The 25,606-nt window shown below is 43.4% G+C and carries 23 protein-coding genes; 8 read left to right on the top strand and 15 right to left on the bottom strand.

Translation table 11 applies throughout. From position 1 onward, the window contains the following. Nucleotides 1–67 precede the first annotated feature (67 nt). On the top strand, nt 68–796 hold the full coding sequence (locus G509_RS0100890; protein ID WP_026989806.1) for a metallophosphoesterase family protein: 729 nt from the start codon (nt 68–70) through the stop codon (nt 794–796). 585 nt (nt 797–1,381) lie between these two features. On the opposite strand, the gene G509_RS0100880 is transcribed toward G509_RS0100890, so the two are convergent. The 4 genes from G509_RS0100880 to G509_RS0100865 form a co-directional block, all read right to left on the bottom strand. Further along, complete coding sequence (locus G509_RS0100880; protein WP_262486791.1) at nt 1,382–4,225, bottom strand: GH92 family glycosyl hydrolase; 2,844 nt, start codon at nt 4,223–4,225, stop codon at nt 1,382–1,384. A 92-nt stretch (nt 4,226–4,317) separates the two neighbouring features. Then, a complete protein-coding gene (locus G509_RS0100875; RefSeq protein ID WP_026989803.1) occupies nt 4,318–5,097 on the bottom strand; it encodes an alpha/beta fold hydrolase in 780 nt (259 codons plus the stop codon). A gap of 140 nt (nt 5,098–5,237) precedes the next feature. Beyond that, on the bottom strand, nt 5,238–5,444 hold the full coding sequence (locus G509_RS23230) for a hypothetical protein (RefSeq protein WP_131450757.1): 207 nt from the start codon (nt 5,442–5,444) through the stop codon (nt 5,238–5,240). A gap of 239 nt (nt 5,445–5,683) precedes the next feature. After that, on the bottom strand, nt 5,684–6,478 hold the full coding sequence (locus G509_RS0100865) for a DUF3298 and DUF4163 domain-containing protein (RefSeq protein ID WP_026989802.1): 795 nt from the start codon (nt 6,476–6,478) through the stop codon (nt 5,684–5,686). A gap of 106 nt (nt 6,479–6,584) precedes the next feature. On the opposite strand from G509_RS0100865, the gene G509_RS0100855 reads away from it, so the two are divergent. After that, nucleotides 6,585–7,727, top strand: a complete 1,143-nt coding sequence (locus G509_RS0100855) for a cystathionine gamma-synthase (protein ID WP_026989801.1) — start codon at nt 6,585–6,587, stop codon at nt 7,725–7,727. A gap of 169 nt (nt 7,728–7,896) precedes the next feature. Here G509_RS0100855 and G509_RS0100850 read toward each other — a convergent pair whose 3' ends face one another. Further along, entirely contained in the window at nt 7,897–8,553 is a 657-nt protein-coding gene (locus G509_RS0100850) for an NAD(P)H-binding protein (protein ID WP_026989800.1), read from the bottom strand. Nucleotides 8,554–8,808: 255 nt separating this feature from the next. Here G509_RS0100850 and G509_RS0100840 point away from each other — a divergent pair, with 255 nt between their 5' ends. The 4 genes from G509_RS0100840 (at nt 8,809) to G509_RS0100825 (ending at nt 12,960) form a co-directional block, all read left to right on the top strand. Then, a complete protein-coding gene (locus tag G509_RS0100840) occupies nt 8,809–9,318 on the top strand; it encodes a DUF6169 family protein (protein WP_026989799.1) in 510 nt (169 codons plus the stop codon). 116 nt (nt 9,319–9,434) lie between these two features. Beyond that, entirely contained in the window at nt 9,435–10,529 is a 1,095-nt protein-coding gene (gene dinB, locus G509_RS0100835; protein ID WP_026989798.1) for a DNA polymerase IV, read from the top strand. 314 nt (nt 10,530–10,843) lie between these two features. After that, nucleotides 10,844–11,998, top strand: coding sequence for an ergothioneine biosynthesis protein EgtB (egtB, locus tag G509_RS0100830; RefSeq protein ID WP_026989797.1), 1,155 nt, complete (start codon nt 10,844–10,846; stop codon nt 11,996–11,998). A 2-nt stretch (nt 11,999–12,000) separates the two neighbouring features. Continuing rightward, complete coding sequence (locus tag G509_RS0100825; RefSeq protein WP_026989796.1) at nt 12,001–12,960, top strand: L-histidine N(alpha)-methyltransferase; 960 nt, start codon at nt 12,001–12,003, stop codon at nt 12,958–12,960. 497 nt (nt 12,961–13,457) lie between these two features. On the opposite strand, the gene amaB is transcribed toward G509_RS0100825, so the two are convergent. Then, nucleotides 13,458–15,005, bottom strand: a complete 1,548-nt coding sequence (gene amaB / locus G509_RS0100820; protein WP_026989795.1) for an L-piperidine-6-carboxylate dehydrogenase — start codon at nt 15,003–15,005, stop codon at nt 13,458–13,460. A gap of 327 nt (nt 15,006–15,332) precedes the next feature. Here amaB and porZ point away from each other — a divergent pair, with 327 nt between their 5' ends. Together porZ and recO are read left to right on the top strand one after the other, a co-directional pair. Next, nucleotides 15,333–17,624 (top strand): type IX secretion system anionic LPS delivery protein PorZ, encoded by a 2,292-nt coding sequence (porZ, locus tag G509_RS0100815; RefSeq protein ID WP_035738301.1) that lies wholly within the window; start codon nt 15,333–15,335, stop codon nt 17,622–17,624. Between the two features lie 118 nt (nt 17,625–17,742). Next, nucleotides 17,743–18,456 carry a DNA repair protein RecO gene (gene recO, locus G509_RS0100810; protein ID WP_026989793.1) on the top strand — a complete coding sequence of 238 codons (714 nt, stop codon included), beginning with the start codon at nt 17,743–17,745 and terminating at the stop codon, nt 18,454–18,456. Here recO and G509_RS0100805 read toward each other — a convergent pair. Genes G509_RS0100805 through G509_RS0100765 form a run of 9 tightly spaced genes read right to left on the bottom strand, consistent with a single transcriptional unit; the run spans nt 18,449 to nt 25,604 of the window. Continuing rightward, nucleotides 18,449–19,084: a hypothetical protein gene (locus G509_RS0100805; protein WP_026989792.1), complete on the bottom strand. Its 636-nt coding sequence runs from the start codon at nt 19,082–19,084 to the stop codon at nt 18,449–18,451. The genes recO and G509_RS0100805 overlap by 8 nt on opposite strands. A gap of 2 nt (nt 19,085–19,086) precedes the next feature. Continuing rightward, entirely contained in the window at nt 19,087–19,608 is a 522-nt protein-coding gene (locus G509_RS0100800; protein WP_051199871.1) for a hypothetical protein, read from the bottom strand. Between the two features lie 25 nt (nt 19,609–19,633). Continuing rightward, a complete protein-coding gene (locus G509_RS0100795) occupies nt 19,634–20,062 on the bottom strand; it encodes a phage holin family protein (protein ID WP_026989790.1) in 429 nt (142 codons plus the stop codon). A 21-nt stretch (nt 20,063–20,083) separates the two neighbouring features. Then, nucleotides 20,084–20,374, bottom strand: a complete 291-nt coding sequence (locus tag G509_RS0100790) for a hypothetical protein (protein ID WP_026989789.1) — start codon at nt 20,372–20,374, stop codon at nt 20,084–20,086. Further along, complete coding sequence (locus G509_RS0100785; RefSeq protein WP_026989788.1) at nt 20,371–21,156, bottom strand: hypothetical protein; 786 nt, start codon at nt 21,154–21,156, stop codon at nt 20,371–20,373. Before G509_RS0100785 ends, G509_RS0100790 begins: the two co-directional genes overlap by 4 nt. Continuing rightward, a complete protein-coding gene (locus G509_RS23610; RefSeq protein WP_051199868.1) occupies nt 21,156–23,510 on the bottom strand; it encodes a hypothetical protein in 2,355 nt (784 codons plus the stop codon). Before G509_RS23610 ends, G509_RS0100785 begins: the two co-directional genes overlap by 1 nt. Further along, on the bottom strand, nt 23,511–24,008 hold the full coding sequence (locus G509_RS0100775; RefSeq protein WP_131450756.1) for a DUF6712 family protein: 498 nt from the start codon (nt 24,006–24,008) through the stop codon (nt 23,511–23,513). After that, nucleotides 23,986–25,140: a hypothetical protein gene (locus tag G509_RS0100770; protein WP_026989786.1), complete on the bottom strand. Its 1,155-nt coding sequence runs from the start codon at nt 25,138–25,140 to the stop codon at nt 23,986–23,988. The genes G509_RS0100775 and G509_RS0100770 overlap by 23 nt, the downstream gene beginning before the upstream one ends. Continuing rightward, nucleotides 25,140–25,604, bottom strand: coding sequence for a hypothetical protein (locus tag G509_RS0100765; protein ID WP_131450755.1), 465 nt, complete (start codon nt 25,602–25,604; stop codon nt 25,140–25,142). The genes G509_RS0100770 and G509_RS0100765 overlap by 1 nt, the downstream gene beginning before the upstream one ends. Between the last annotated feature and the right edge of the window lie 2 nt (nt 25,605–25,606).

Raw genomic sequence — 25,606 nt, 5'->3', positions numbered from 1 at the left:
AACAATTAGTTAGCTGCAAATTAGTAAATTTACACTTACACATTTGTGTTAGGTTAAAATTTTTTAAATGAACAGAACCCTTGTTATTGGCGATATACACGGCAGCTATAAAGCGCTGTTGCAAATACTTGAACGTGCGAACGTTACCACCCACGACCGACTTATTTTTCTTGGCGATTTTGTAGACGGATGGGGCCAGAGTCCCGAAGTTATAGATAAGCTTATGGAGCTGAAAACCAGCCATAACTGTATTTTTATAAGGGGCAACCACGACGATTTACTTTTAGGATGGCTTAAAACCGGCCAGTATAGCGAAGAATGGTTTAACCACGGCGGCCGCAGTACTATGGACAGCTACACCATTATGCCCGAAGACAAAAAGCAAATACATATTTTGTTTTTAGAAAGCCTGGAAGATTATTTTTTGGATGATGATAACCGCCTGTTCGTTCACGCGGGGTTTACCAACCTTAACGGGGTTAAGCACGAGTATTTTAGCCGCCTTTTTTACTGGGACCGTACCCTGTGGGAAACGGCCCTTGCCCTGGATAAGTCGATTGATGTTACCCACCCATACTATCCAAAACGCTTTACCCACTACAAAGAAATTTTTATTGGCCACACCCCCGTTACCCGTATTGGGCAAACCGTACCGGTGCAAATGGCCAATATCTGGAATGTAGATACCGGCGCCGCCTTTAAAGGCCCGCTTACCATTATGGATGCCGATACTAAAGAATACTGGCAAAGCAAACCCGCCTTCGAACTTTATCCGGAGGAGAACGGGAGGAATTAGAGGGCAGTGATCAGTATTCAGTTTACAGTGATCAGTATTCAGTTTACAGTCGCAGTTTACAGTCGCAGTATTCAGATTCCTGCATAGTAGCCCCAAAGGGGTTTAACATATAAGCCCGGGGCATCGCCCTGGAGGAATTTGAGGATGCACACAGCAATCGTGGTATTCCCTCCTGTGGAGGGGTGCCCGTAGGGTGGGGTGGTTTATTTATTGGTATCATATAAATTAACTATGTATCCGAAAAGGTGTGCTGTCGAATAAGAGTAAGCATATTTGAGTGAAGCTAAGGCCTTAAACTTTGTTGCGTTAAGCAAAATATACGATGAGGCGTTAAGAACGATTTGCTATTTGAGCGAAGCGAGCCTGCCTGCCGGTAGGCAGGTTCAAATCGTTTAGCTGAATCGTATATTTTGTAGCATAAGAAGTTAGAGCCTTGAATTTTTGTTTCTTTTGTTTCAAGACAAAAGAAAGATAATAAACCACCCCGGCTTTCAGCCACCCCTCCAAAAGAGGGGAATGCCAATCACTACCTATTACCCTCTGCCAACTGTATACTGTAAACTGTGACTGCCAACTGAACACTACCTACTCCACTTCAATTTCATCAATAAAAATAAAAGCATCGCCACCGGCGCCCTGGTGCCACGCGGGTAGTGTGCCAAAGTTATAGGCCTTTATTTTTATATAACGGGCGGTGGTGTTGGGCAGTGTGGCCGATAAGGGCTGAATCTGTACCGTATAATCCTGTGCGGCAATGGTATTATCTACCGTTTTGACAAGGGTAAAATTTACGTTATCGTTACTGGTGTAGTATGCTACTTTGGTTGGGAAAACAATCCACGCGCGACTATCCTGTAAAAAATTAGCAGCGATTTTACGGATTTCTACGGGTTGCTGTAAATCGATAACGGCTTCAAAATCCTGACCCTGGTAACCCTGCCAGTCGCCTTTACGCCAATTAGTGCTGCCCTTGATGCCGTCTAACAATCCATCGGGGCCACCAGCATGGTACTGCGCACTGTATTTCGATTTGATGCTGATGCTGTAATTGTTAGGCTTTTTGTAGAAAAGTGCATTAATACGTCTGCTTTCTGTATTGTTATTCTCAGCATAGAAATAAACGGTAGTTGTTTCATCAATAGTAAAGGCGCCAGTATACTGATTGTAAATTGGTATAAATTTAGAATCGTACCAACCTTTAGTGAAGTAAAATAATTTATCTTCTTTATTAGAACCCTTTATACTAACCAACATCTTATCTTTAAACGATTTACTCTCTGCCTCTATAACCGGTACCGGCACAATTTTTTTGTACGACGGCATGCTAATGTTTAGGTCGCCAGCTTTAGCTGTGCCTGAATCCAGGTAATCCAGATTAAGCTTTTTAGAATCGGCTGTGATGACTTCTTTGCGGCCATCTTCAAAATTAATTACTGCCTTTTTAAAATACGGTTGGGTAACGCTCCATTGCAATTGCCCGGGAGTAACCTTATAAATACCCAGGCTGCTTAGCACATACCAGGCACTCATCTGGCCGCAATCTTCGTTGCCAATAAGTCCGTCGGGTGTGTTTTTATAAAAGTTGTCGAGTATATAGCGTACTTTTTTGGCAGTTTTTTTTGGCTTGCCAATGTAATTGTACAAATACGCCATGTGGTGGCTTGGCTCGTTGCCATGCGCATACTGACCTATTAATCCTGTAATATCTACCTGCTCGCGGCCCGTGGTAGCGCTTGGCGAAGCAAACATCTCGTCCAGCTTTGCCTCAAATTTTTGGTTACCGCCATAAGCCTCTATCATACCCGGAATATCCTGCGGTACAAAAAAGCTGTACTGCCAGCTGTTGCCTTCGGTGTAATTGTTATTCACCTCGCGGGGATCGAAAGGCGCATCCCAGCCGCTATTGCGCTTAGGGCGCATGTGCCCGGTTTTGGCATCAAAAATATTTTTCCAGCTCTGGCTGCGCTCCATAAAGTACCCGTAGTCTTTATCGTTGTGCAAAATAGTGGCCATTTGGGCAATGCACCAGTCATCGTAAGCATATTCCAGGGTTTTAGACACGCTTTCGTGCTCATTATCAATGCTTATAAAGCCATTGCGCTTGTACGCATCCAGCCCTAAATGATCTAACATGGCGCTGTGTTTGGCAGCTTCAAAAGCTTTGTTATAATCAAAACCCTTAATGCCCTTAGCCATAGCATCGGCTATTACACTAACCGAATGGTACCCAATCATACAATCGGTCTCGTTGCTTGCAAGTTCCCACACTGGCAGGCGGCCGCCCTGTTCGTACTGGGCAATAAAAGTGTTTATAAAGTCGGCCGTACGTTTCTTATCTATCAGCGTATACAGCGGGTGTGCCGCCCTAAAGGTATCCCATAAGGAGAATACCGAATAATAATCAAACCCCTCGGCTTTATGAATTTCGTTATCCCTGCCGCGGTACTGCCCGTCTACATCCATGGCAATGTTGGGCTGCATCATGGTGTGGTACAGCGCGGTATAAAATATGGTGTTCTTGTTTTTGTCCTGTTCGGTAATCTCAATTTTAGAAAGCTCTTTGTTCCACAACGCTTCCGCAGAAGCGAGTGTTTTCTCAAAATCCCAGCCCGGCAGTTCGGCCGCCATATTTTTAGCAGCACCCTCGGTACCCGTAGGGCTTAAGCTGACTTTAACTAACAATTGTTCGCCTTTTTTAACATCGGTACTAAAGCTCATGGCCAGTAGAGAGCCGGCAAAAAACGTGTCGGTAACCCTGGCAGGTGCAAAGGCACTGTTGTTTACTTTGGTAATTTTCATTGGTGTGCTAAACTCAATACGCGCATACACATACTGGTTGGTGGCCCATGCCGACGACCGCCTCATAACCTCGATAACCTTATTGTTTATAACGCGCACTTCGCCCATAATCAGCTGGTCGCGATGGTTAAGGTCGAGCACAATATTGGACTGACCGCTTTTGCTAAAGGTGTAGCGGTGCAACCCCACGCGTGGCGTAGTGGTTAGTTCGGCAGTAATGGCATCGTCGTCCAGCAGGACCGAATAGTACCCCGCCGAGGCTTTTTCGTTAGTATGCTTAAAAGCAGATGAATAGTCTTTATTATCAAGGCTGGGCTGGCCCATAGTAGGCATAAGCAATATATCGCCATAATCAGAAACGCCCGTTCCGTTAAGGTGCGTGTGCGAAAAGCCGTAGATAACATTATCTGAATAATGGTAGCCGCTGCAGCCATCCCAACTGCCGTCTATACGGGTGTCGGGGCTTAGCTGCACCATGCCAAAAGGCACTGTAGCACCCGGAAACGTGTGCCCATGCCCGCCCGTACCAATAAAGGGGTTTACTTGCATGGCGTGATCTGCTTTTTGAGAAAATGCACTTATTGAGGCTAAAAAAACGGCTACGATTAACGACTTCTTCATTTTTAGGATGAAATTTTTGATAAAGGTGCAGAATTTTGCCGAAAGTACAAAGTATATTTTGTGCCCGGAAAAGTAAAATTATGATGATGTAACAGAACCCTTTAGCAGCCTTTAAAAAACTCCAGGGTTTCTTTTAAAAGCGGGTCGCGGCTCTCAATATGGCTCATGTGGCCGTAGGGGTAAGTAACTAATTTAGTGGCCGTGCCCTCTACCTGTGGGGCATGTTCGGCATAAATAAGGCTTTGGTCTTTTTCGCCCAAAACAAGCAGTATAGGGTAGGGTGCAAAGTGCAGCAGTACTTCGCGGTCTTTGCGCACCTTCATGCCCTCTAATGCAGCTATAATGCCCTGTAGCGGGGTTTTAACAGCCTGGTCGCGCAGGTCTTCAATCTCGGCGGCATATTGTTCTCGGTTGTCTTCGCTAAACAGGTTGGCAATGCTCATGCGCACAAAGGCGGTGTAGTTTTGCTTAACAGCCTTAATGGCGCGGTCGCGGTTGGCTTTACGTTCGTCGCTATCGGCAAGGGCGCTGCTGTTTTGCAGCACAATGCCCTTAACCATATCAGGGTACAGCTCGGCAAAAGCCAAAGCCACATAGCCCCCCATAGAGTGCCCCATAAATATAGCCTTACGTATGCGCAGCTCTGCCAGCACAGCCTGTACAGCATCGGCCATATCTTCCATAGTATGCACATAGCCCAGGCAGCCTGTTTCGCCATGCCCTAAAAGGTCTATGGTAATAACACGGTATTTTTTAGCATACTCGGCCACAAAAAAATTCCACATGGTACTGTTTTCCAAAAAGCCGTGCAATAGTACCAGGGCGGTACCCTTTCCGGTTTCGGAATACGTTAGGTCGATGTTTTTGTAGTTTAGAAGCAAGTCTGTAAAGTCTTAAAGTTTGTAAAGTCAAAAGTCAAATGCCTGGGCAGTCGAAAGTCGTAAAGTTGAAAGTTTGCTTACTCAGTATCTGTACGTGTCTCAAAAATAAAGTGTTCAGGTGCCATCATACTAATTTGATATTACACCAATGCCATAATAAGATAAACAAGTGCCGCAAAAGCTAAAACTATTATATATAACCAATTCTTTGCTAATTTCACTTTTTTGTAAGGATCAATCTTGCCGTCTTGCTCTATAACCCGTCTTTTCTCATATTTGTGTGCCAGATATAACATAAAAGAACCAAGTGCAAATACAAAACTAAACAGAAGGTCTTTCCATTCCATGATACATCTATGTTTTTAGATCGCTTCGTGCCTCGCGATGACGCTTCGTGCAGAAAGCTGCGCTTATAATAAACTTACGCACTGTACCCGTAACTGTCATTGCGAGCGCAGTGCAACGCAGCGCGGCAATCTTAGCTCAATATGTGAGATCGCTTGGTCCCTCGCGATGACGGTTCGTGAAGAACGATACGCTTCTATTATTACAACAATTGCAAAAGTAATTATTTATAGCTAAATAATTACTTCATCTTCAAAAACGCATCAGCTTCGCTATACGGTATCATAACCTCTTTTTGTTGTTCGGCATAAGCGGCAACCTCATAAGCGTTGTAATATAGCAGTATGCCATTTTCTTTAAAAAATATATTCTGTGGCAGTGCAAATTTTTCGCCTTCAAACATCAGTCCCGTTGAATTTATCGGTTTACCGGCCGGTATCTTGTATTTGGCCCTGAATTTCTTTTCGGCAAAAGCCGTAAATGCTTTCTCGTCCTTAAAAATATCGGCGTATTCTAACGACCTGCCCGTTTGCGCGTTGAATAGTAACGACCTGTCGCCTTCATAACCATGTGCACCACCCGTAAAGGTGTAGTTGTGCAGCTTAATGTTTATAATGCTGTCGGTTTTATAATCTATGGTAGCCTTAATTTTTGCCTCCCAGCTCATGGCATCGGCAGGATATTTTTTGGCAAGCTCCTCATACGATCCTATAAACGATGCCATAAGCTCTTTATAGCTCTTCGCATTAGTTGGCTTTTCGCCAAAGTACACAATGCTGCGCACCACATGAAAAATCTTGTTGTTAATGGTGTCAGACGCTGCGGGGTTTCCGCCGGTGGCTTCGGGCACGCTAATGTTTACATAGGTGCGGGGCTCTTTGCCCGACAGTGTGGTTTTTTGGTCGTATTCTTTATCCGCAAACGCCAGTGCAGCAGGTTTTTCGGCTACGGTGGGTTCGGCTACGGTTTCTTCTTTGTCTTTTTTACAGCTTGCCAGTAAAAGCACGGTGGCAAAAAGGGTTAGGTAATATTTCATGCAGTAAAGTGTGTTATTGTTTTGCAAAAGGTTAATGGGCGTGTTACAGGTGTAACCAAATTACAGTAAATTTGCTTAATTTTTATAGACATTGAACCTTCTTTATATGAAATTTAACACAAAAACCATACACGGGGGCCAGCATCACGACCCTTCTACCGGGGCTGTAATGGTGCCGGTTTACCAAACAAGCACCTTTGCACAAAAAAGCCCGGGCGTACACGGCGGCTACGAATACAGCCGTGCGGCTAACCCTACACGTACGGCGCTGGAAGATTCGCTTGCGAGTATTGAGAACGGCGAGCGCGGACTGGCATTTTCGTCTGGCCTTGCGGCTACCGATTGCGTTATGAAACTGCTTAAGCCCGGCGATGAGGTTATTGCCATGGACGACCTTTATGGCGGTACCTACCGTATGTTTACGCGCATTTATCAGGATTACGGCATTGTTTTTCATTTCGTAGATATGAACGACACGGCCAAATTTGAGTTGCTTATAAACGATAAAACAAAACTGGTTTGGGTAGAAACGCCTACCAACCCGCTTATGAAACTGGCCGATATTGCTGCTATTGCAAAAATTACCAAAGCTAAAAACGTTTTGTTTGCGGTAGACAACACTTTTGCAACGCCTTACTTGCAGCGTCCGTTAGATCTGGGTGCCGATATTGTAATGCACAGCGCCACCAAATACCTGGGCGGCCATAGCGATGTTATTGCCGGTGCGCTTATTGTTAAAGATGCAGCACTGGGCGAAAAACTGCACTTTGCACAGTTTGCAACAGGCGGTACACTGGGTCCGCAGGACTCGTACCTGGTGCTTAGGGGTATTAAAACCCTGCACCTGCGCATGCAGCGCCATTGCGAAAATGGTGTTAAGGTGGCTCAATATTTAGAGAACCACCCTAAAATTAAAACGGTATACTACCCGGGCTTAGAAAACCACCCGCATTATGATATTGCCAAAAAGCAAATGATTGGCGGTTTTGGCGGAATGGTATCGTTTACTTTTACTTCGGGCGAAAAGGCCGAAGCCATAAAATTCCTTGAAAACCTAAGGGTATTTACGTTGGCCGAATCGTTAGGCGGTGTAGAATCGCTTGCCAATCACCCGGCATTGATGACGCACGCCAGTATACCGGAACCTAAACGTAAAGAAATTGGCATTACCGACGATCTTGTGCGCCTTAGCGTTGGCGTTGAAGACGCCGAAGATTTAATAGCCGATATTGAGCAGGCGCTTTTATAGTAAGCAGTGTTCAGTGGCAGTAGGCAGTGCTTGCTCACTCGCAGTTTGTTAAATACTTACTCTTACTGCTTGTCGAACAACTCTTCGACAATTTCCTAAAACAAGACCCGGGACTTACAACTGTAAGTCCCGGGTCTTGTTTTATTATAGTCTATTATAAATGATATAGCTAACAGGCTATTCTGCTAATAGTATCAGATTTTACAATAACATCGCTAAAGGTATTGTTGGCAAGCCAAAGCATGGCTTTTGCAATGTTGTGCGCCGTAACGCTTTTGTATTTACCGGCACTGCCGTAAAGCAGCGGATCTACAAGCTTCCACAGGTTAATAAACAGCTTTTCTAATATGCGGTTGTCTTTGCGCTGCGCCACAATAAGCGACGGCTCCAGAATGTGTGTCCGTGCTATATTTTGCGCCAGTACGGCCTCTTCCATCTGGCCTTTTGTCCTGTTGTAAAATATACCGCTTTTACTGTTTGCCCCCACCGCCGATACTACTATAAACGTAGTAATTCCGTTAGCCTTTGCCAGTTTTGCGGCAGTCGCAGGAATACCAAAATCGATCTTATAATACGCATCTTTATCAGGAGTTTTTGCTTTAGTAGTACCTATGCAGCAAAATACCTCATCAGCTGTAAATTGATCGGCATACTTATCCAATTCCAATAGGTTTATAATATGTTCCTGTATTTTAGGGTTGGCTATACCAATAAGGCTGCGGTTAAAAAGCTTGATGGTGCTGTAGCGGGCATCGGCCAGCAGGAGTTGCAGTAACTCGCTTCCGGTGGCGCCACTGGCACCTAATATAATGGCTGTTTTTGGCATGGTTTTTTATTTGATGTTGTAAGTTACAATAAATTGATAAAAGGGGGAGTAGTTTTAAGAATGTTTAAGAGAACATCTTAACACACCTAATACCAGTAATTTGATTTTGTAATAATACTATTTTTAATTACTTTTGTAGAGTTATGAACAAACCCGAAAAAAATAAGCAAATACTTTCTTCCGCTAAGAAGTTCTTAGAGGACAAGAAAGCTATACGCGCATACAGCAAGGGCGAAATTACCTTAGAGGAATTAAATGAAAGAGGAATTAAACTTGCCATGCCCGTATAAGGTTACGCTGGATACTCAAACATTTATCTATTCTTTCATAACAAAAAACCTTATAGAATATAACGTTACTTTTGCCGATTCGGTGTACCTTTTTGATGGTACTTCGGCGCGACATCATATCACTAAAGTCTATACGCTAAATATAGAAAAGATGTCATTAATTAAAGAACCTCTGGACCTTGATGTGCGTAAAACAATTGATGGAATAATTACCCATTTTTTTAATGATCCGGAAAACTCTATAATTTACCTGTGTGATGCCGGCGATAAAAAAGAACTTTTAAGGCGTAATAAATTTAACGATTGGTACGCAAAAAGCCATTATAAAAATGAGGTTTCAAAAATAGACGAGTCTATAATTGTAGATCAGGATACAATTTACTACACCTGCCTTCTTTACCATAATCAAAACCCTTTTAAAGAAGCGTTGCAAAATTCATATAACGAAGTTATAGCTTCTTTAAAAGATAAGTAAGCGGCTTAGTTTTTGTTTAACGACGATATTAGACTTATTATATTATTTTTTTAATGTATAAGTTACCATTGCTAATACTACTGCCTGCCCATCTCTTTTTGATTAATTTTGCACCAATGGATACCGAAACCAAAATACCGCAGCGCAAGATAATCCATGTAGATATGGATGCGTTTTATGCCTCTGTAGAGCAGCTGGACGATCCAAGCCTGCGCGGCAAGCCTATTGCCGTGGGTGGCGGCGAAACGCGCGGTGTTGTAGCTGCTGCCAGTTACGAGGCGCGTAAGTTTGGGGTGCGAAGTGCCATTAGCGGCTACCTGGCCAAGAAACGGTGTCCGGAGTTAATATTTGTGCGGCCGCGTTTTGATCGCTACCGCGAGATATCGCAAAAAATACGTGATATATTTCATGAATATACCGATAAGGTGGAGCCACTATCGTTAGATGAAGCTTATCTTGATGTTACTTACAACAAAAAAGGCAACCCCAGCGCAACCATGATAGCGCAGGAAATTAGGCAGCGTATTTTAGAGGTTACGGGCCTAACGGCATCGGCAGGTATATCCATCAATAAATTTATTGCCAAGGTTGCCAGCGACTACAACAAGCCTAACGGACAAAAAACCGTGAACCCCCATGAGGTGCTTACGTTTTTAGAAGACCTGCCTATTGGCAAATTTTATGGTGTGGGCAAGGTTACTACCGAGAAAATGTACCAGTTAGGCATTTTTACGGGCGCCGACCTTAAACTAAAGTCCGTCGAATATTTAACCGAGCATTTTGGCAAGGCCGGGGGCTATTATTACTACGTGGTTCGGGGCATACACAACAGCGAGGTTAAGGCCGACAGGATAGTAAAATCGGTGGGTACGGAGCATACTTTTGATGAAAATTTAGTAAGCGAGGTGTTTATGCTCGAAAAACTGGAGCATATTGCCGATGAGCTGGACCGCCGCCTGCGCAAAAAAAAGATTGCCGGCAAAACAGTAACCCTCAAAATAAAATATTCTGATTTTACGGTGCAAACCCGCAGCAAGACCCTGCCGTATTTTATATCAGATAAAAGCCTGATACTCGAAACCGTAAAAGAACTATTGTACCAGGAGCGCCTTAAAGATTCGGTTCGGCTGCTGGGCATATCGTTAGCCAACTTAAATAACGAAGCGGGAGAGAAAAAAGCCGTGGCCGTACAGCTTAAGTTTGATTTTTAAAAAGTTTTTTGTTGCAGTTGTGAGTCACAGTCGCAGTCGCAGTTTTCAGTTTTCAGTCACAGTGAGTGCAGCGTGTTATATGCAGTTATCTGATAGCGCGATAATAAAGTGAATGTCAGCATGACAATATCTCTGATACAACCAAGCTATATTCCAATCCAATTAAAATCCGCACTCGCTCTTACGGATAACTGCGGTTGCGACTCAAAACTGCAATTAAACACCTGTTATTTTTTGGTTAAAACCATTTGTAAAAAACCAACGCGTTAACATAAATCGTACCTTGTATACATAACCATGTACACAAACAAAAAATGACCCTTGCCCAATATTACGATACCGTAAGAACCGCCACCCAGGATATTTGCCAGCCCTTGCAAACCGAAGATTATGTGCCCCAACCGGTACCGTTTGTAAGTCCGCCCAAGTGGCACCTGGCGCACAGCACCTGGTTTTTTGAAGAATTTATCTTAAAAAAATACCTGCCGGGCTATGTGGTTTTCGACGAAGATTTTGGCTTTCTGTTCAATAGCTATTACAACAACGTGGGCAACCGCGTATTTAGGGCCAACAGGGGTAATATAACGCGCCCAAACGTGGCGCAGGTGTACGAGTACCGCCAGTATGTAGATGCGCACATGCAGGAACTTATTCAGGCAAAAGCCGATGATGCTGCACTGGCCGGTTTAATTGTACTGGGGCTAAACCACGAGCAGCAGCACCAGGAATTATTGGTTACCGATATTAAATACATTTTGGGTGGCAACCCGCTGTTTCCGGTATATGATGAGGTGGCCGACTGGGAAGCACAACACAACACCGGCACCGGATTTGTAACTATCGATGAAGGTGTTTATAACGTAGGGCACGAGGGTGCGGGCTTTAGCTTTGATAACGAGCATGGCCGCCATAAAGTGTACCTTAACCAATTTACCATAAGCAATACCCTTGTTACCAATGCCCAATACCTGGAATTTATAAATGCAGGCGGCTACACCAATTTTAATTACTGGTTAGACGAGGGGTGGAGCTGGGTTACCGAAAATAAAATAGAAGCGCCCCTGTACTGGTATATTATAGACCGGCAGTGGATGCACTACACACTAAGCGGACTAAAGCCGGTCGACCCTGATGCGATGCTTACACACGTATCTTTTTACGAAGCTGCTGCTTTTGCAGAGTGGAAACGCATGCGCCTGCCAACCGAGTTTGAATGGGAAATAGCATCTGCACAGCTTAACTGGGGCAAACGCTGGGAGTGGACGCACAGTGCCTACCTGCCGTACCCCAACTTCCACAAGCCCGATGGTGCTCTGGGCGAATATAATGGCAAATTTATGGTTAACCAAATGGTGCTTCGCGGGGCATCGTGTGCTACGCCCAAAGGGCACAGCCGCAACACGTACCGCAACTTTTTTCATGCCGGCGAGCGCTGGCAGTTTACCGGCATTCGCCTTGTAAAATTATAATTATGGCAACTACTACACTACTTAGCACCTTTGCGCAGGATGTGCGCACTGGGCTTACCGATAAAAATAAATACCTGAGCTCTAAATATTTTTATGATGATGCGGGCAGCCGCATTTTTATGGAGATTATGAAAATGCCGGAATACTATCCTACCGGTTGCGAGTTCGAGATCATCTCGCAGCAGTCGGCACAAATATTAAGCAAACTTAACTTTAGCGGCCCTTTTAATATTGTAGAGTTTGGCAGCGGAGACGGTATGAAAACCAAGCACCTGCTCAAGGCCTTTACCAATGCAGGCGCAAGCTTTACTTATATTCCTATAGATATATCGCAGGAGGCTATAGATGCCTTAGAGCACAACATTAATGCCTTTGTGCCTAATATAGACATGCAGCCCCGCACCGGCGATTATTTTGAGGTGCTGGAAGAACTGAGCACTACCAGCGATGTACCCAGCCTGTTCTTGTTTATGGGCGGCAACATTGGCAATTACCTGCCCGATGATGCCCTTGCCCTGCTGCAAAAATTTAATGCCGGTATGAAGCATGGCGATAAACTTCTGGTGGGTATCGACCTGCAAAAAAATCCGCGTACTATTCAACTTGCGTATGATGATCCGCACGGTATTACCAAGGCATTTAACATGAACCTGCTGCGCCGCATTAATAACGAGTTGGAAGCCGATATTGCCCTGGATCAGTTCGATTTTTACAGCAACTATAACCCGCAAAATGGCGAAGTTAACAGTTACCTGGTCAGTTTAAAAAAACAGCATTTTCATAGCACGGTTTTAAACCAGACCTTCTTTTTTGAGAAAGACGAACTGGTTTGGACAGAGCTTTCTAAAAAATACCTCATCCCGCAAATTCACGAGCTTGCCGCAGCATCGGGCTTCGGCGTAAGCCATAACTTTTTAGATTGCAGGCATTATTTTACCGATAGCCTTTGGGAAAAGGTTTAGAGTTGGGGTTTAGGGCTTCAGGTTTTCTTAAAGTTGTGAGTTTGTTGTAGCAATTTAACTCTGCAACGGTAATTAAAAATGGTATCACGCTGAGATTGTCGAAGCGTGATACTATTTTTATTTTGATGGAGCTTCATATTCGGCTAAAGCCACAAAACCAGACCTACCTTTAACCCCTGACTAAAGTCAGGGGCAACACATCAAAACAAACCTGTTTGTATACTCAGGTGGCATGTGTTGCCCGTGGCTTTAGCCACGCGATTTAAAAGTGACTAATACCGGCTTTAGCCAAATATATGCTACTGCGGATATTTATTATTGCAATTTAGATGAGTCAAGAAATCACATTACAACCGTAGAGACGCAATGCTTTGCGTCTTATGCATTGTTCCTACATTATTCGAGATGCAAAGCATTGCGTCTCTACACAGCACAAAAGAACGGCCTCCAATTTGGAGGCCGTTCTATATAAAAAACACTTTATAAGTAAGAAATAATTACAGATCGAAACGGATGCCCTGTGCCAATGGCAACTGGCTACCGTAGTTAATAGTGTTGGTTTGCCTGCGCATGTAAGCCCTCCAGGCATCGCTTCCGCTTTCGCGGCCACCGCCGGTTTCTTTTTCGCCACCAAAAGCACCGCCAATCTCGGCACCCGATGTACCAATGTTAACATTGGCAATACCACAATCTGACCCTGATTGCGAAAGGAATAATTCCATCTCTCTCATACTATTAGTAAAAATAGACGATGATAAGCCTTGCGGCACACCATTTTGCAGTTCGATAGCCTCTTCGATAGTGCTGTATTTTATAAGGTACAATATAGGGGCAAAGGTTTCTTCCTGTACCACCTTGTACTCGTTTTTAGCCTCAATAATACAAGGGTTAACATAACAGCCGCTTTCGTAGCCGTCACCTTCGGTGATGCCACCGCCGTAAATAACGGTTCCGCCTTCGGCTTTAGCATTTTCTATAGCAGTTAAAAAGCTTTGTACCGCAGTTTTATCTATAAGCGGGCCCACGTGATTGTTGCTGTCTAACGGGTTGCCGATTTTAAGCTGTGCATAGGCACTTTTAAGTACGGCAACGGTTTTATCATACATGCTTTCGTGAATAATAAGCCTGCGTGTTGTAGTACAACGCTGGCCTGCAGTACCTACGGCACCAAATACGGCACCAACAAGTACCATGCTTAGGTCGGCATGTTCAGATACTATAATGGCATTGTTGCCACCAAGCTCCAGTATGGTTTTACCAAAACGCTCTGCCACCGTTTTAGATACATGGCGGCCAACGCGGGTAGAGCCGGTAAATGATATTAGGGGTATGCGCTTATCGTTATTAATAAGTTCGTTACAGGCTTCGCCGGTAACAAGGCTGCAAACACCTTCGGGTATTTCGTTGCGCTCTAACACGCCTTTAATAATATTTTGGCAGGCAACGGCGCATAGTGGTGTTTTAGAGCTTGGTTTCCAAACAAAAACATCGCCGCACACAAGGGCAAGCATAGCATTCCAGCTCCACACGGCTACCGGAAAGTTAAATGCCGATATAATGCCCACAATACCCATTGGGTGCCACTGCTCGTACATGCGGTGCAATGGGCGCTCGCTGTGCATGGTTAGGCCATACAACTGGCGCGACAAACCAACGGCAAAGTCGCAAATGTCTATCATTTCCTGAACCTCGCCAAGGCCTTCCTGCAGGCTTTTACCCATTTCGTAAGATACCAGCTGGCCCAGCGGTTCTTTAAACTTTCTAAGTTCGTTACCCATCTGGCGCACAATTTCGCCACGTTTAGGTGCCGGTACCAGCCTCCATGCTTTAAAAGCCTCTTCGGCTTTAGCCATTACAGCCTGGTAATCATCGGGGGTAGATGCCGTAACTTTTGCAATAAGGGTGCCGTCTACAGGCGAGTACGATTCTATAAGCTCGCCATTGGCAAAGCTTGCAGTTCCGGTAGAGGTGCCGTTGTTTATATCTTGTATGCCCAGTTTAGAAAGGGCTTGCTGTATGCCGAAGGTATCGGTTAATGTTGCCATTTTGTAACTTTTTTGCGGTTTGTTGTTATATTTTACAAATATAGGCTTTTTTTATATCTGGGTGTTTTCTGTCTAAAATTGTACAAATAGCAGTGGTTATTTGTGTTGCCTGAATTTTTATAACTAAACCTGTTAATGTTGCAGGTGTCTGCCAAGGCTAATAACATTTAACCTGAATATTATAGAATTGCGTTTAAAATATTATTATCAAATTTTTGCTGCCCTAAATTTATTACGCTATGCACCTTGGTTTTACTTATTTTTGTGTGCTTTATACAAAAACAACAATAATTGCGTTTTAGCTATATTTGCGCAAACAAGTGGTTAATGAAACAATTTCTCTCCTTATATATATTTTTCCTTTCTGTTACATGCCTTGCCCAGACTAACCAAACGTGGGGCAGCTATTTTTCGTATTATAATACGGTAGATATAGCTCAGGGCAGCAGCAGGGTTTTTGCAGCGTCTGAAAGTGCCATATTTTCGCAAAATACCCTTAGCGGAGAGCTTAAAACAATAACATCTGTAGATGGGCTTAAAGCCGATGTTATAACAGCAATACATCATAGTACAGAATTTAACCGCACCTTAGTGGGCAATGCTAACGGCCTGCTGTTGGTTATAAACCAGGATGGTAGCATTGCAACCAAAATAGATATTGTGCAGGAAGCTACAGTGGCAGCCTCTAAAAAGAAAATTAACCATATAGACGAGTATAACGGTATTGCGTACCTGTCCTGCGATTTTGGTGTTGCCGTATTTAACCTTGCTACCCTGCAATTTGGCGATACGTATTTTCTTGGGCCTGTTGGTGCCGAAATTCCAGTATCTCAGGTAACTGTTTTTAATGAATATATTTATGCCTGCACACTGGGCGACTACGGTATTAGGCGTGCCTTACTGGCTAACCCTAACCTTAACGATTACAGCCAGTGGGAGCAGCAATTTGGCGGCAGCTGGAACGGTATTTTAACCTACAAGGATAATTTATTTGCGGTAGCCAACACCCAGAATGTTTTTAGGATAGAAAACGGTATTCCGTATGTTTTTACCACCCTGCCTGCCCAGGGAACCGACCTTAGAGAGGCTAATGGATATATGGTAATTACCTGCGCCAATAAAGTACTGGTATACGATCAGGATTTAATGCTGGCATCGCAAATAAATACACTTGGGCTGCCAGATAATCAGGTAGCAACCTTTACCTGTGCTACCGTTGTAGGGGGTAAAATTTATATTGGTACTACAGATAAGGGTGTATATGCGTTAGACATGACTATGCTTGCCCCGGTTAACATAACACCAAACGGGCCGCTGTATAATAATATATTTTCGTTAGAAAAATCGGCTAACAATTTATGGGCCGTATTTGGAGGATATGATTTTGATTATGTTCCTGATTATAAAGAATATGGTGTTAGCAGGTATACTGCTAATGGTTGGGTGTCTATACCCTATAACGAGCTGTCGGTTTTAGGAACGGTGCAATCCATATCAGATATAAGCATAAATCCGAATGATGAAAAGCAGGTATATTTAAACTCGTTCCATTCCGGTTTGCTAAAAGTGGTAGACGGTGTACCGGTAAAGCTTTATGGCGAGAGCAACAGCCCCCTGAGGTCCGTGATTACGCAGGGTGGGGCCTACAGGAGTATACGTGTAAACGGTGGTACTTTTGACGCGGAAGGTAACTTATGGCTAATGAATACCAGGACAGAAAAACCATTAAAAAAATTAAAACCTGATGGCACTAACTGGAATGAGTACTCTTTTACCGATATTGTGAGTAATACACAAGCAACTGAGTATAGTAAAATAGTTATAGATAAAAATAATACCAAATGGATAGGCACTAACAATGCCGGGCTTATAGCATATAACGAAACACTGGATAAATATCTTATTGTTAGCGAGGGAGAAGGATTGCCCACTCCTAATGTTAAAAGCCTTGCCATAGACAATAACAACAGGCTCTGGATTGGTACTGTAGATGGTTTAAGAATAATATCCAGCGTAGACAGGTTTGTTACCGATGATGCGCTTACGGCAACATCTATTGTGTTTTTAGAATCAAGCGGCGAGGCCAGCGAACTTTTGTATGAGCAGGTTGTTACAGATATAGAGGTAGATGGCTCTAATAATAAATGGCTGGGTACTGCAGCAGGTGCTTTTTTAGTATCGCCGGATGGCCAGACAACACTTTTTCAGTTTACTAAAGAAAACTCTCCGCTGCCAAGCAATAGTATTAACGATATAGAAATAGACAGCGCAACCGGCGAGGTGTTTTTTGCTACCGATAAAGGTATGGTGTCTTATAAAGGTACATCTACCGCTGCCGCAGATGACCTTGCCAATGTATATGTTTACCCTAACCCTGTACGCCCCGGTTTTGAGGGCGATGTAAAAATTAGCGGGCTTGTTAACAATGCCAACGTTAAAATTACCGATATTGAGGGCAACCTGGTATACGAAACAAAATCTGAAGGGGGTACCATACTTTGGGATACCCGCGCCTTTGGTAAATACAAAGTAGCATCTGGCGTGTACATGATTTTTATTGTAGACGAAGACGCTGTAGAAACCAAGGTTAAAAAGGTAATGATAATAAGGGGGAATTAATCAGAATTACGGATTACGAATTACGAATTACGAATTACGAATTTTATCTGATAAACCTCCGTTAGAATATTCTGAATATTGCAGTAACTCTTAATTTCAAATTCATAATTAAAAAAGTGTGCTTGTAAAAACTAAAGCCATAGTAATAAGCGCCTTGCGGTACCAGGAAAAAAGCCTGGTGGTAAAATGTTATACAGAGAGCGACGGACTTAAATCGTATTACATTCGCGATGCGTTTTCTACAAAAAAAAGCAGCCAGAAAAACATATATTTCCGGCCGCTTACTATTTTAGAAATAGAGGCTGCCCATAAAAATAAAGGCACCCTGGAGTATTTTAAAGAAGTAAGGCTTGCACACCAGTACCTAACCCTTACAACTGATATTACAAAGACAACTATTGCGCTTTTTATATCTGAAATGCTGCACAACAGCATAAAAGAAGAAGAAAAAAACCAATCGTTCTACAATTTCTTAGAAACTGCTCTTTTATGGCTTGACAGTCACGATGAGGCCGCAAACTTTCACCTGATCCTATTGCTGGAGGTTACCAAATTTTTGGGTTTTTATCCAGACAGTTCGCAACAGGAATATCCTTTTTTTGAAATGACGGAGGGTATTTTTATACCCTACCAGTCTATCAGTTGCATCTCTGCTCATGAAACCACTCTGCTCAGGCGCCTTATGCCTTTAAAGTTTGATAACAGTGGCAAGGCATTTCACGTGTCCGAAAGACAAGCACTCTTAAAGATACTGCTTAATTATTATGCATTGCACATGGATGGTTTTAGGCAGCCAAAATCGTTAGAGGTATTACGAGAGGTTTTTAGTTAGCTATAAGCGTACCACCTGCTGCGCCAATTGCCAGCCATAAATACCATTTTTTGTACCAGGGTACAGCAACAGTAACTTCGGCAGCTTTAATCTCTGTAACCTTAATGTATGGGTTAGAATTGGTAATATCAGTAGTTACTATTTCTTTACCCAAAAACCATTTGCGTTTGGTACCGGTAATAATTGTGGCGGTGTTAGGCACGGTTAAAGTGCCAATTTTTAATGCGTTTTGATTAGAATGGTAGGTAAAACTATACCAGGGCTTGTTAATAACCCCGCTTCTTTTAAATTCGCACGCAATAGTATCTGTATAGGCAATGGTTATGGTATCAAACGCAGTAATTGTTTTATACTTTGTTATATTTTTTAGCGCTGCAAATTCTTTAGAAAGTCTGGCGAGTTCGGCATCTTTAGAAAGTATTAAGTTATTAAGCGTCTTTTTATCGGCCTGTAATATTGTAATGCTGGCCGTTTGCGATCCCAAAACATTTGTAAAGTGCGATAGTGTGTCGGTAAGCGACTTTGTAACACTATAATTTTGACTTTTGGTAGAACTACATTGCTTTAAGCTAAAAAGTAATGCAGTGGCAAGGGTTGCAATTACTGCCCAGTAAACATAATTTTTCATAATTACATTTCGTTTACAGAAATCTCTCCGGCAGGACTAAAAAAAAATCTCTTTACAGACTGGGGTATACCTATTGAATAATATGGCCTGCGCGCCTGCAACAGCCGCTTTTTATCTATACGGGTTATGTTATACTGGTTGCTCTGATTGCCACCGGCAACATGGTAATGTGTGGTGTCTTCGGCAATGTAAAGCCCTACATGGTAGCCACCATCTCTCTTAAAAACAAGGGTGTCGCCAAGGCAGGGTATAGTAATCGGTTGCCCAAATTCTAAGAACGATGCTGCCCTAAGCCTTGCATAGCCTTTAAACGCAACTGTTTTACCAGCACGTAACGCTAATACTGTATGCGCTACGGCACACCAGGCAACTTCATCGCTTGTATAAATGTTTGCAACATTGGCCTCCTTAGCCAGTGCTATAATAACAGGGTTAGCTTTTGTGCCGGGTAGTTCGGTAGTATTTAGTTTCCCGAGCTTAAAAGCTTCGACAACCATTTTGGGCAGGCCAGGTATCTGGGCCATGCATAAATATTTCGCGTCTATCATATTATTCTATTATCTGGTTAACATCTTTCCTTATTTCTTTACCGCTTTTAAGTAATGCGCGTATCATGGAGGCTATGCTAAAAGCGTGGGCTTCTTCAATGTTTTCTTTTATAGAAACCATTTCGGTAAAAATGAGTACCAGAGCCACTATTTTAGTAAAGAAATAATCTACAGAAAACCAGATCTTAAAGAATTCAGAGAGCAGGTAATGATCCATTAACCAAAAAAGGATAACAGCCGCTTCGTAAACTGCCATTTTATTGGCTACCTGCCTGAACCTCTTGCTTACAATAGGCTGCTTTAGTTTTTTTGCCTTGTAAATACCCGTAATTGTATCGGCCATTATAGCAACACCTACTGCAATTAAAATGCCCTGCACAGGCAAAAAAAAAGTTGTAACAGATAGCAGGATTGATTGAATAAATTTCATGGTAATGAGAATTTATAAATCTTAGAATTCTTCATTAACAGGATACCAGTCGGCCGGTAATTCGTTAACTGCTTTTGCCAGTTCCTGCGCAGTAAAGAAAATCTCAAAGTTAAGAGCTTGCGTTGGAAAGCCTTTATAATATACTGATTCCAGATTTACTATTGGCAATGCAACCTTATCTTCAGTAGGATGAATTATTAAGCTTTCATACTCTTCTGTTTCGGATAAAAAATTAGCACTCCTTGCATCATTAGTAATTTGCCAATGTCTTACATCAGCATTATATACAGGCTCATAGATTATATATTTCATAATAATAAATTGGGGTATTGTTTTAAAATATAGTCATTATATAGTGTATCTTTTTCGTAATCAATTTGTGAGACCGTTTTTCCTGTATTGTTATATATGATGATTTCATACATATAGATAGCTGCGTTAGGCAAAAAGGAAAATGGATTACTTGAAACATATATTGGCATACCTGAATAGGCAGCACTATTTTTAAATGTATTATTAAAGAAAAATTGGTAAGGATTTACAACCGCCGAACCATATCCATAATTAACATTCATATATACCGCCCCCTGACTTGGTAAGATATAAGGGGCACTAGATAGAATGTTGGCTTTAAGGCCAGTATTATCATACGCTCTAGATAATATATTTGGGATGGCATCCGGTTGATTAATACCCCAAATTATTGTGTTCAAACCAATTTGAGGCCATGCTCTTATGAGAGTAACCGATGATGTCAAATTATTAGTCCTCATTATTATAATTACTGTATTAGGAGACCCATCAAGTAATGTTTTGTGCATGTCTACATTAGTACATACTAAATAATTTCCCGCTCCAAGTCGTGTGATTGCCACGCCATTAACAGTGTTGATTAGCCTACCTGCACTACTTTGCCCATTTTCCGGTACTAAATGATTCTCATTTCCGCTTAAATCCTTCCATTTGCTAATAGAACTACCCTGAGAAAACTCGACACCCTCAGATGCCTTCCACCAACCTATCAGGCCGGTATAATCTTTAGGGGATACGGCCCCGTATCGTATTCCTTCTGCTGTTGCTCCTTGTACGTACATTAGTTAATAGTGTGTTTAATTTCTGTAAATGCTCCTGTGTAAGCTGTTGTATCTTCGGCAGCCGGTGTAAAGAAAAATTGAAGGTTTGTACCCACAAGTTCAATACCCGCTGCAAAACCTGCATAGGTAGGGTTATTGCTTATAATTTCTAAAGGAGAAGTAGCTATTGTAACTGTGCCGCTCACTTTTTTAACAACTGCTTTTACTTTAGCACAAATAACCTGAGAGGCCGTATTGTTTTTTACAACCAATGTTGCTTCAACAAATAAAATAGTTGTGTCGACAATAAACGGAATTGCAATTGCGTTGCCTAAAGAATCGGTTGCGTAAACCTTTATACCTGCTCCGGCACTTGTAACAGCGGCCTGCCGCCTGCTTAGCGGGTAAAAGACCTGCTCATCAAACACTTCGCGCTGTTTTAGCACTACGCCTGTATCGCCTGTTGTAGAGCGAAACGTCATGTATACTTTTCCGGATTTATCTACAAAGGACAAAGCGTTTTCCTGTGCAGAATTAAACACAATTCGCGATTGCCCGGAGAGTATATTATCCTGTACAGCCAGCTCAAATATCTCAGAAACTACATTGATCCTTCCGGGGCTGGTGGCCGACCCAACGATTAACTCGTTTGTCTCTGCTGCCCAGCGTAAAAAGGCATCTGCGGTTATAGTGCCGTTCTCACTTACCTTTGGTATACGTGCACCTGTGCCTGCAAGGCCGGTATTGGCCGCTGTGTTTAGTTTTGTAGCTACATCGGTTACTGTAGCCACATCTACACCGCTTTTTCTAAGGGGGCCGGTAAAATTCCAGTTACCGGTTATAGTTACCGCCTGCGATTTTATCCACACCCACCAATTGAGCAACTTTAAACGGGATACAAACTTGTTATCTTCGGAGGATATTGAATTAGCTTGGGTATCGGAATCGGTAGCTATGGCACCCGTAAGTTTTGCATTCAATGCTGTTGATAGTCCGCTAATATCGGCTACCGCTGTACCGTGCGGGTTGCCTGTGGTTATTTGCGAATGGTCGTAAGCGGTTTTACCCCTGTCGCCGCGGTAGGCTGTGGCCGATGTTTCTCCCAACGCTAAAGACGAACTTGTAACAACATAGCCCGATCCGCCCCATCGGTACACAAGGTTAGTATTTACGGCAATATAAAGCTTACCACTTTCGCCTGTTGTAGGGAAAGCCGCAAGGCTGGCGTACTCCAAGACATCATCTACATAACCCGGAAGCTGCGCGGCTGGCACAAGCCCGCTTACCAAATCGGCTTTTGTATTAAGCCTGTTATCCATGTAGTTTTTATTAACTACGTCGGTCGGCTCTGATGGTGCATGACTTGTTTTAGTTTGCCCTGAGCCCAGGTCTATAACCGGATACTGTAAAGTTGCGGTACCTGTACCCTCGGAGAATAAGTTGCCATCCTCCTTAACCTGTAATGTAGCATTGGTAGTGTTTACTACCAGGTCTGATGTTATAGTGGCCGAACTCCCCGCCATAAGCACCTCCTGTAATGTGGGTGGTACAGGGCCGGGTGTAACTTCGCTATCGGTAATGGCAATAAAATCTTCGGCGGTAAAATTATTGCCGATAACACCGCCATATTCATCGGGTTCGCCCACAAAAAGAGCAAAATACAGTACGTTGTTTATAGAATAGCTAAAATAGTAGCTTAGCCCGTCATCGTTAAAATTGCGGGCCTCGCTATTGGCACTTTGTAAAAAGCCGGCGGTATTGGCAACTTCGCCTAAAGCAATTATCTGGCTTTCCTGATCGTCTGTAATATCATCCGGTATAAGGCCTTCCAGGGGCAGCAGGTGCAGCATTTCGGCAGTAATGGGTGTACCGCCACCGCCCCAAATTCCTTTGCCACCTAAAAATAATGCGTTGTAGCGGGCAGTTGGCTTAAATGCTAAATGGCCGTTAGCATGGGTTTGGTAGGTATAACCCTTTAGCCCGTAAAGTATAATGGGTGTTTGGGTTTGAGAAACGCTAAAACCAAATGTTGCATTTACTTTTTCTACTATCCTGGCAGCAACATCATCCTGGGTAATACGGGAGAGGTTTATTTTTAGTCCTGAATTATTCTGGTCGAACGATACATCGCTGCCTTCCATAAGCCTGGAATACGTTACATCCATCAATGCGGCCTGTAGTGCGGCTGCCGATGCATAAACGGCGCCGTTTACTTTAAAATTGGCGTAGAGGGCAGATTGTACCAAAACATCGGCGCGCTCGTAGCAGTTAAATACTTCTACACGGCTGCCGCGCACAGTGGTTACGTAATTTTTAAGGTACTCTATGCCGTTAAGGCTAAAACGCCTGCTGTTTACGGTATTTATAATAATCATTTAGTAACCTATTTTTGTAAATCTTAAACTGCCCGGCCTGGCTTGGCAACCGGTATAGTCGGGGTGGCGGGTACGGATGAGGTAATTTTTTACGTTATCCCAAACCTGTTGCGCCGCCTGCCTGTTTAGGGTGTAAATGGTTTTTTTGGCCGATGCCTCTACCGGCCTGCTGCTGTCGGTTAGTTTTTCGACTACAGAGAATGGCGTGTCTGTTACCGACGAGAACATTATATACCGCGCATACGCGTAATAGGCCAGTACCATTTTAAGGCCGTAATTGGTGTAGCTGATGCCCTCATGCTCATAAATACCACCGTCTAATAAACCGGCATAGTCTTGTGGTGCTGCCATTATCTTATTAAAAAGGCCTTCGCCGATAAGCGGCTGTACGTCCAGCAGCTGCGCATCTAAAATTTGCTCGTTAAGCTTATCGTTGTGCGGGGTTTTAGAAATTTGCTTGTAGCGGGCTATATCGCTACGGGTTATCAGGGGCTGCATCTTCTATTAGTTTTAGGGGTTGTACGGTAAGGCTCGAATAATCCTGAGAGCGTTGCAGCAACTGGTTTAGCACCGCTGTTAGCAAATTGCGCTCTTTGCTGGTATTTTCCCAATAGGTGCGTTTCATTTCGCGGATGGCCTCGCCCGAATTACCAAAAAGAGCCGACTCGTTAGTTTTTACCAATCCGGCAGGCAGGTTATTAAAGGCTACCAGTATGTTTTCGCGCACGCTGGTCTCGGTATAATTAAAAAGCTTATCGTCTATCTTGCTTTCTATTTGCTTTATCAAAATAGCATCCTCCAGCTTTTCTCCGGCAAAATCCATTTCCAAACACAATACGCCTCCGGTATTTTGGGCACCAAGGCTATCTTTTATGGCTTTCTGAAATGCCTCTCGCTCGGTCTCGGCATCCAGAAGGGCACGGCTGCCAGGCTCCAGGCCTTCGCCTACCAACGGGCGTGTAACTACCAGCGTGTTGCCAAAAAAGCCTTTGCGCAGCAGCCTGTTTTTGTAAACAGAGGCCTGCGACTCGCTATCGCAGTCTTCGGCAACCGAATCGATCCGCGAAAGCGGGTAAATTAGCTTGGTATCCATGTTAATAAACAATACCTGGCCTTTGTAATGTTCCCAGCCACCGGCTTTTTCTACCTGCGCATCAATTACTTTTTTGCGGGGGTTATAAATATCGATCAGCTGAATATCGGTACGCTTGGGCTTAAGCCATTCTTTACTTATAGCCACTTTGCCGGAATAGTCGTTGGTGTCTTTTTTGCCAATGCGGCACCACTCGTAGGGTATTACACTACAATCGGCAATCTGGTACAGGGCATTCCAGTTTATGTGTATAAATACGCCGCGCTGCTTTACAAGGTCGTCGGCCACATCATCGGCAAAGTCAATAAGCTTCAGGTTTTTTTCTTTGTTGATGATAATACCATCTGCATCGGTGCCATAACCTTTGCCCAACAGGTACTGCACCATTATGGCCGCGGCGCTTTTGGCGGTTACGCTGTTGTTAATAAGCCTGTCCATGCGCTCGGGGTAGGCATTGTCTATGTCGTTGGCATACACATCGGTGGTTTTGCTCCAGGGCGTTAGGCGTTTCCAAACGTCTATTAACAGGGTTTTCATTAAGCCGGTGTGGTATTAGAAATATCGGGCGGACTTACATTTTCCGGGTCTTTTTTTTTGGCTTTCGCCGATTTCCGTACTACCTTTTTCAGGGTTTTTATCTTTTCCGACAGCGGTTCTTCTTTAGGTGGCAGCTGTGCAAAAAAGCGTTGCCCGTTGGGCTGCTGCAAAAGCTGTTTGGCGTAGGCTGTAGTTATGTTGGTGTTGTTAACCAGTATAGGCGACCCAAACTCCAGCGGTATGTTTTCGTACTTGGCGTGCAGCCTGTACGTGCATGTGTTTTGCATGGTGTTGTAATGTTGTTTATAAGCCGTTAAATAAGCGTGTAAGCAGGTAGGGCAGGAGGGGTTTACCGGCCCGGGAAACAGGGTAGTAAATTCCTTTAGGAATAACTCCAGGTATCTAACCCCCTCATCCGTTACAGAACGGGTGAGGGTGCTGATATCCATAGTGCAAAAATCCATTG

The sequence above is a fragment of the Flavobacterium subsaxonicum WB 4.1-42 = DSM 21790 genome (assembly GCF_000422725.1).
GTDB classification, from domain to species: domain Bacteria; phylum Bacteroidota; class Bacteroidia; order Flavobacteriales; family Flavobacteriaceae; genus Flavobacterium; species Flavobacterium subsaxonicum.
Note: the sequence above shows the minus strand (reverse complement) of the source record. Positions and strands in the feature narration are given on the sequence as shown.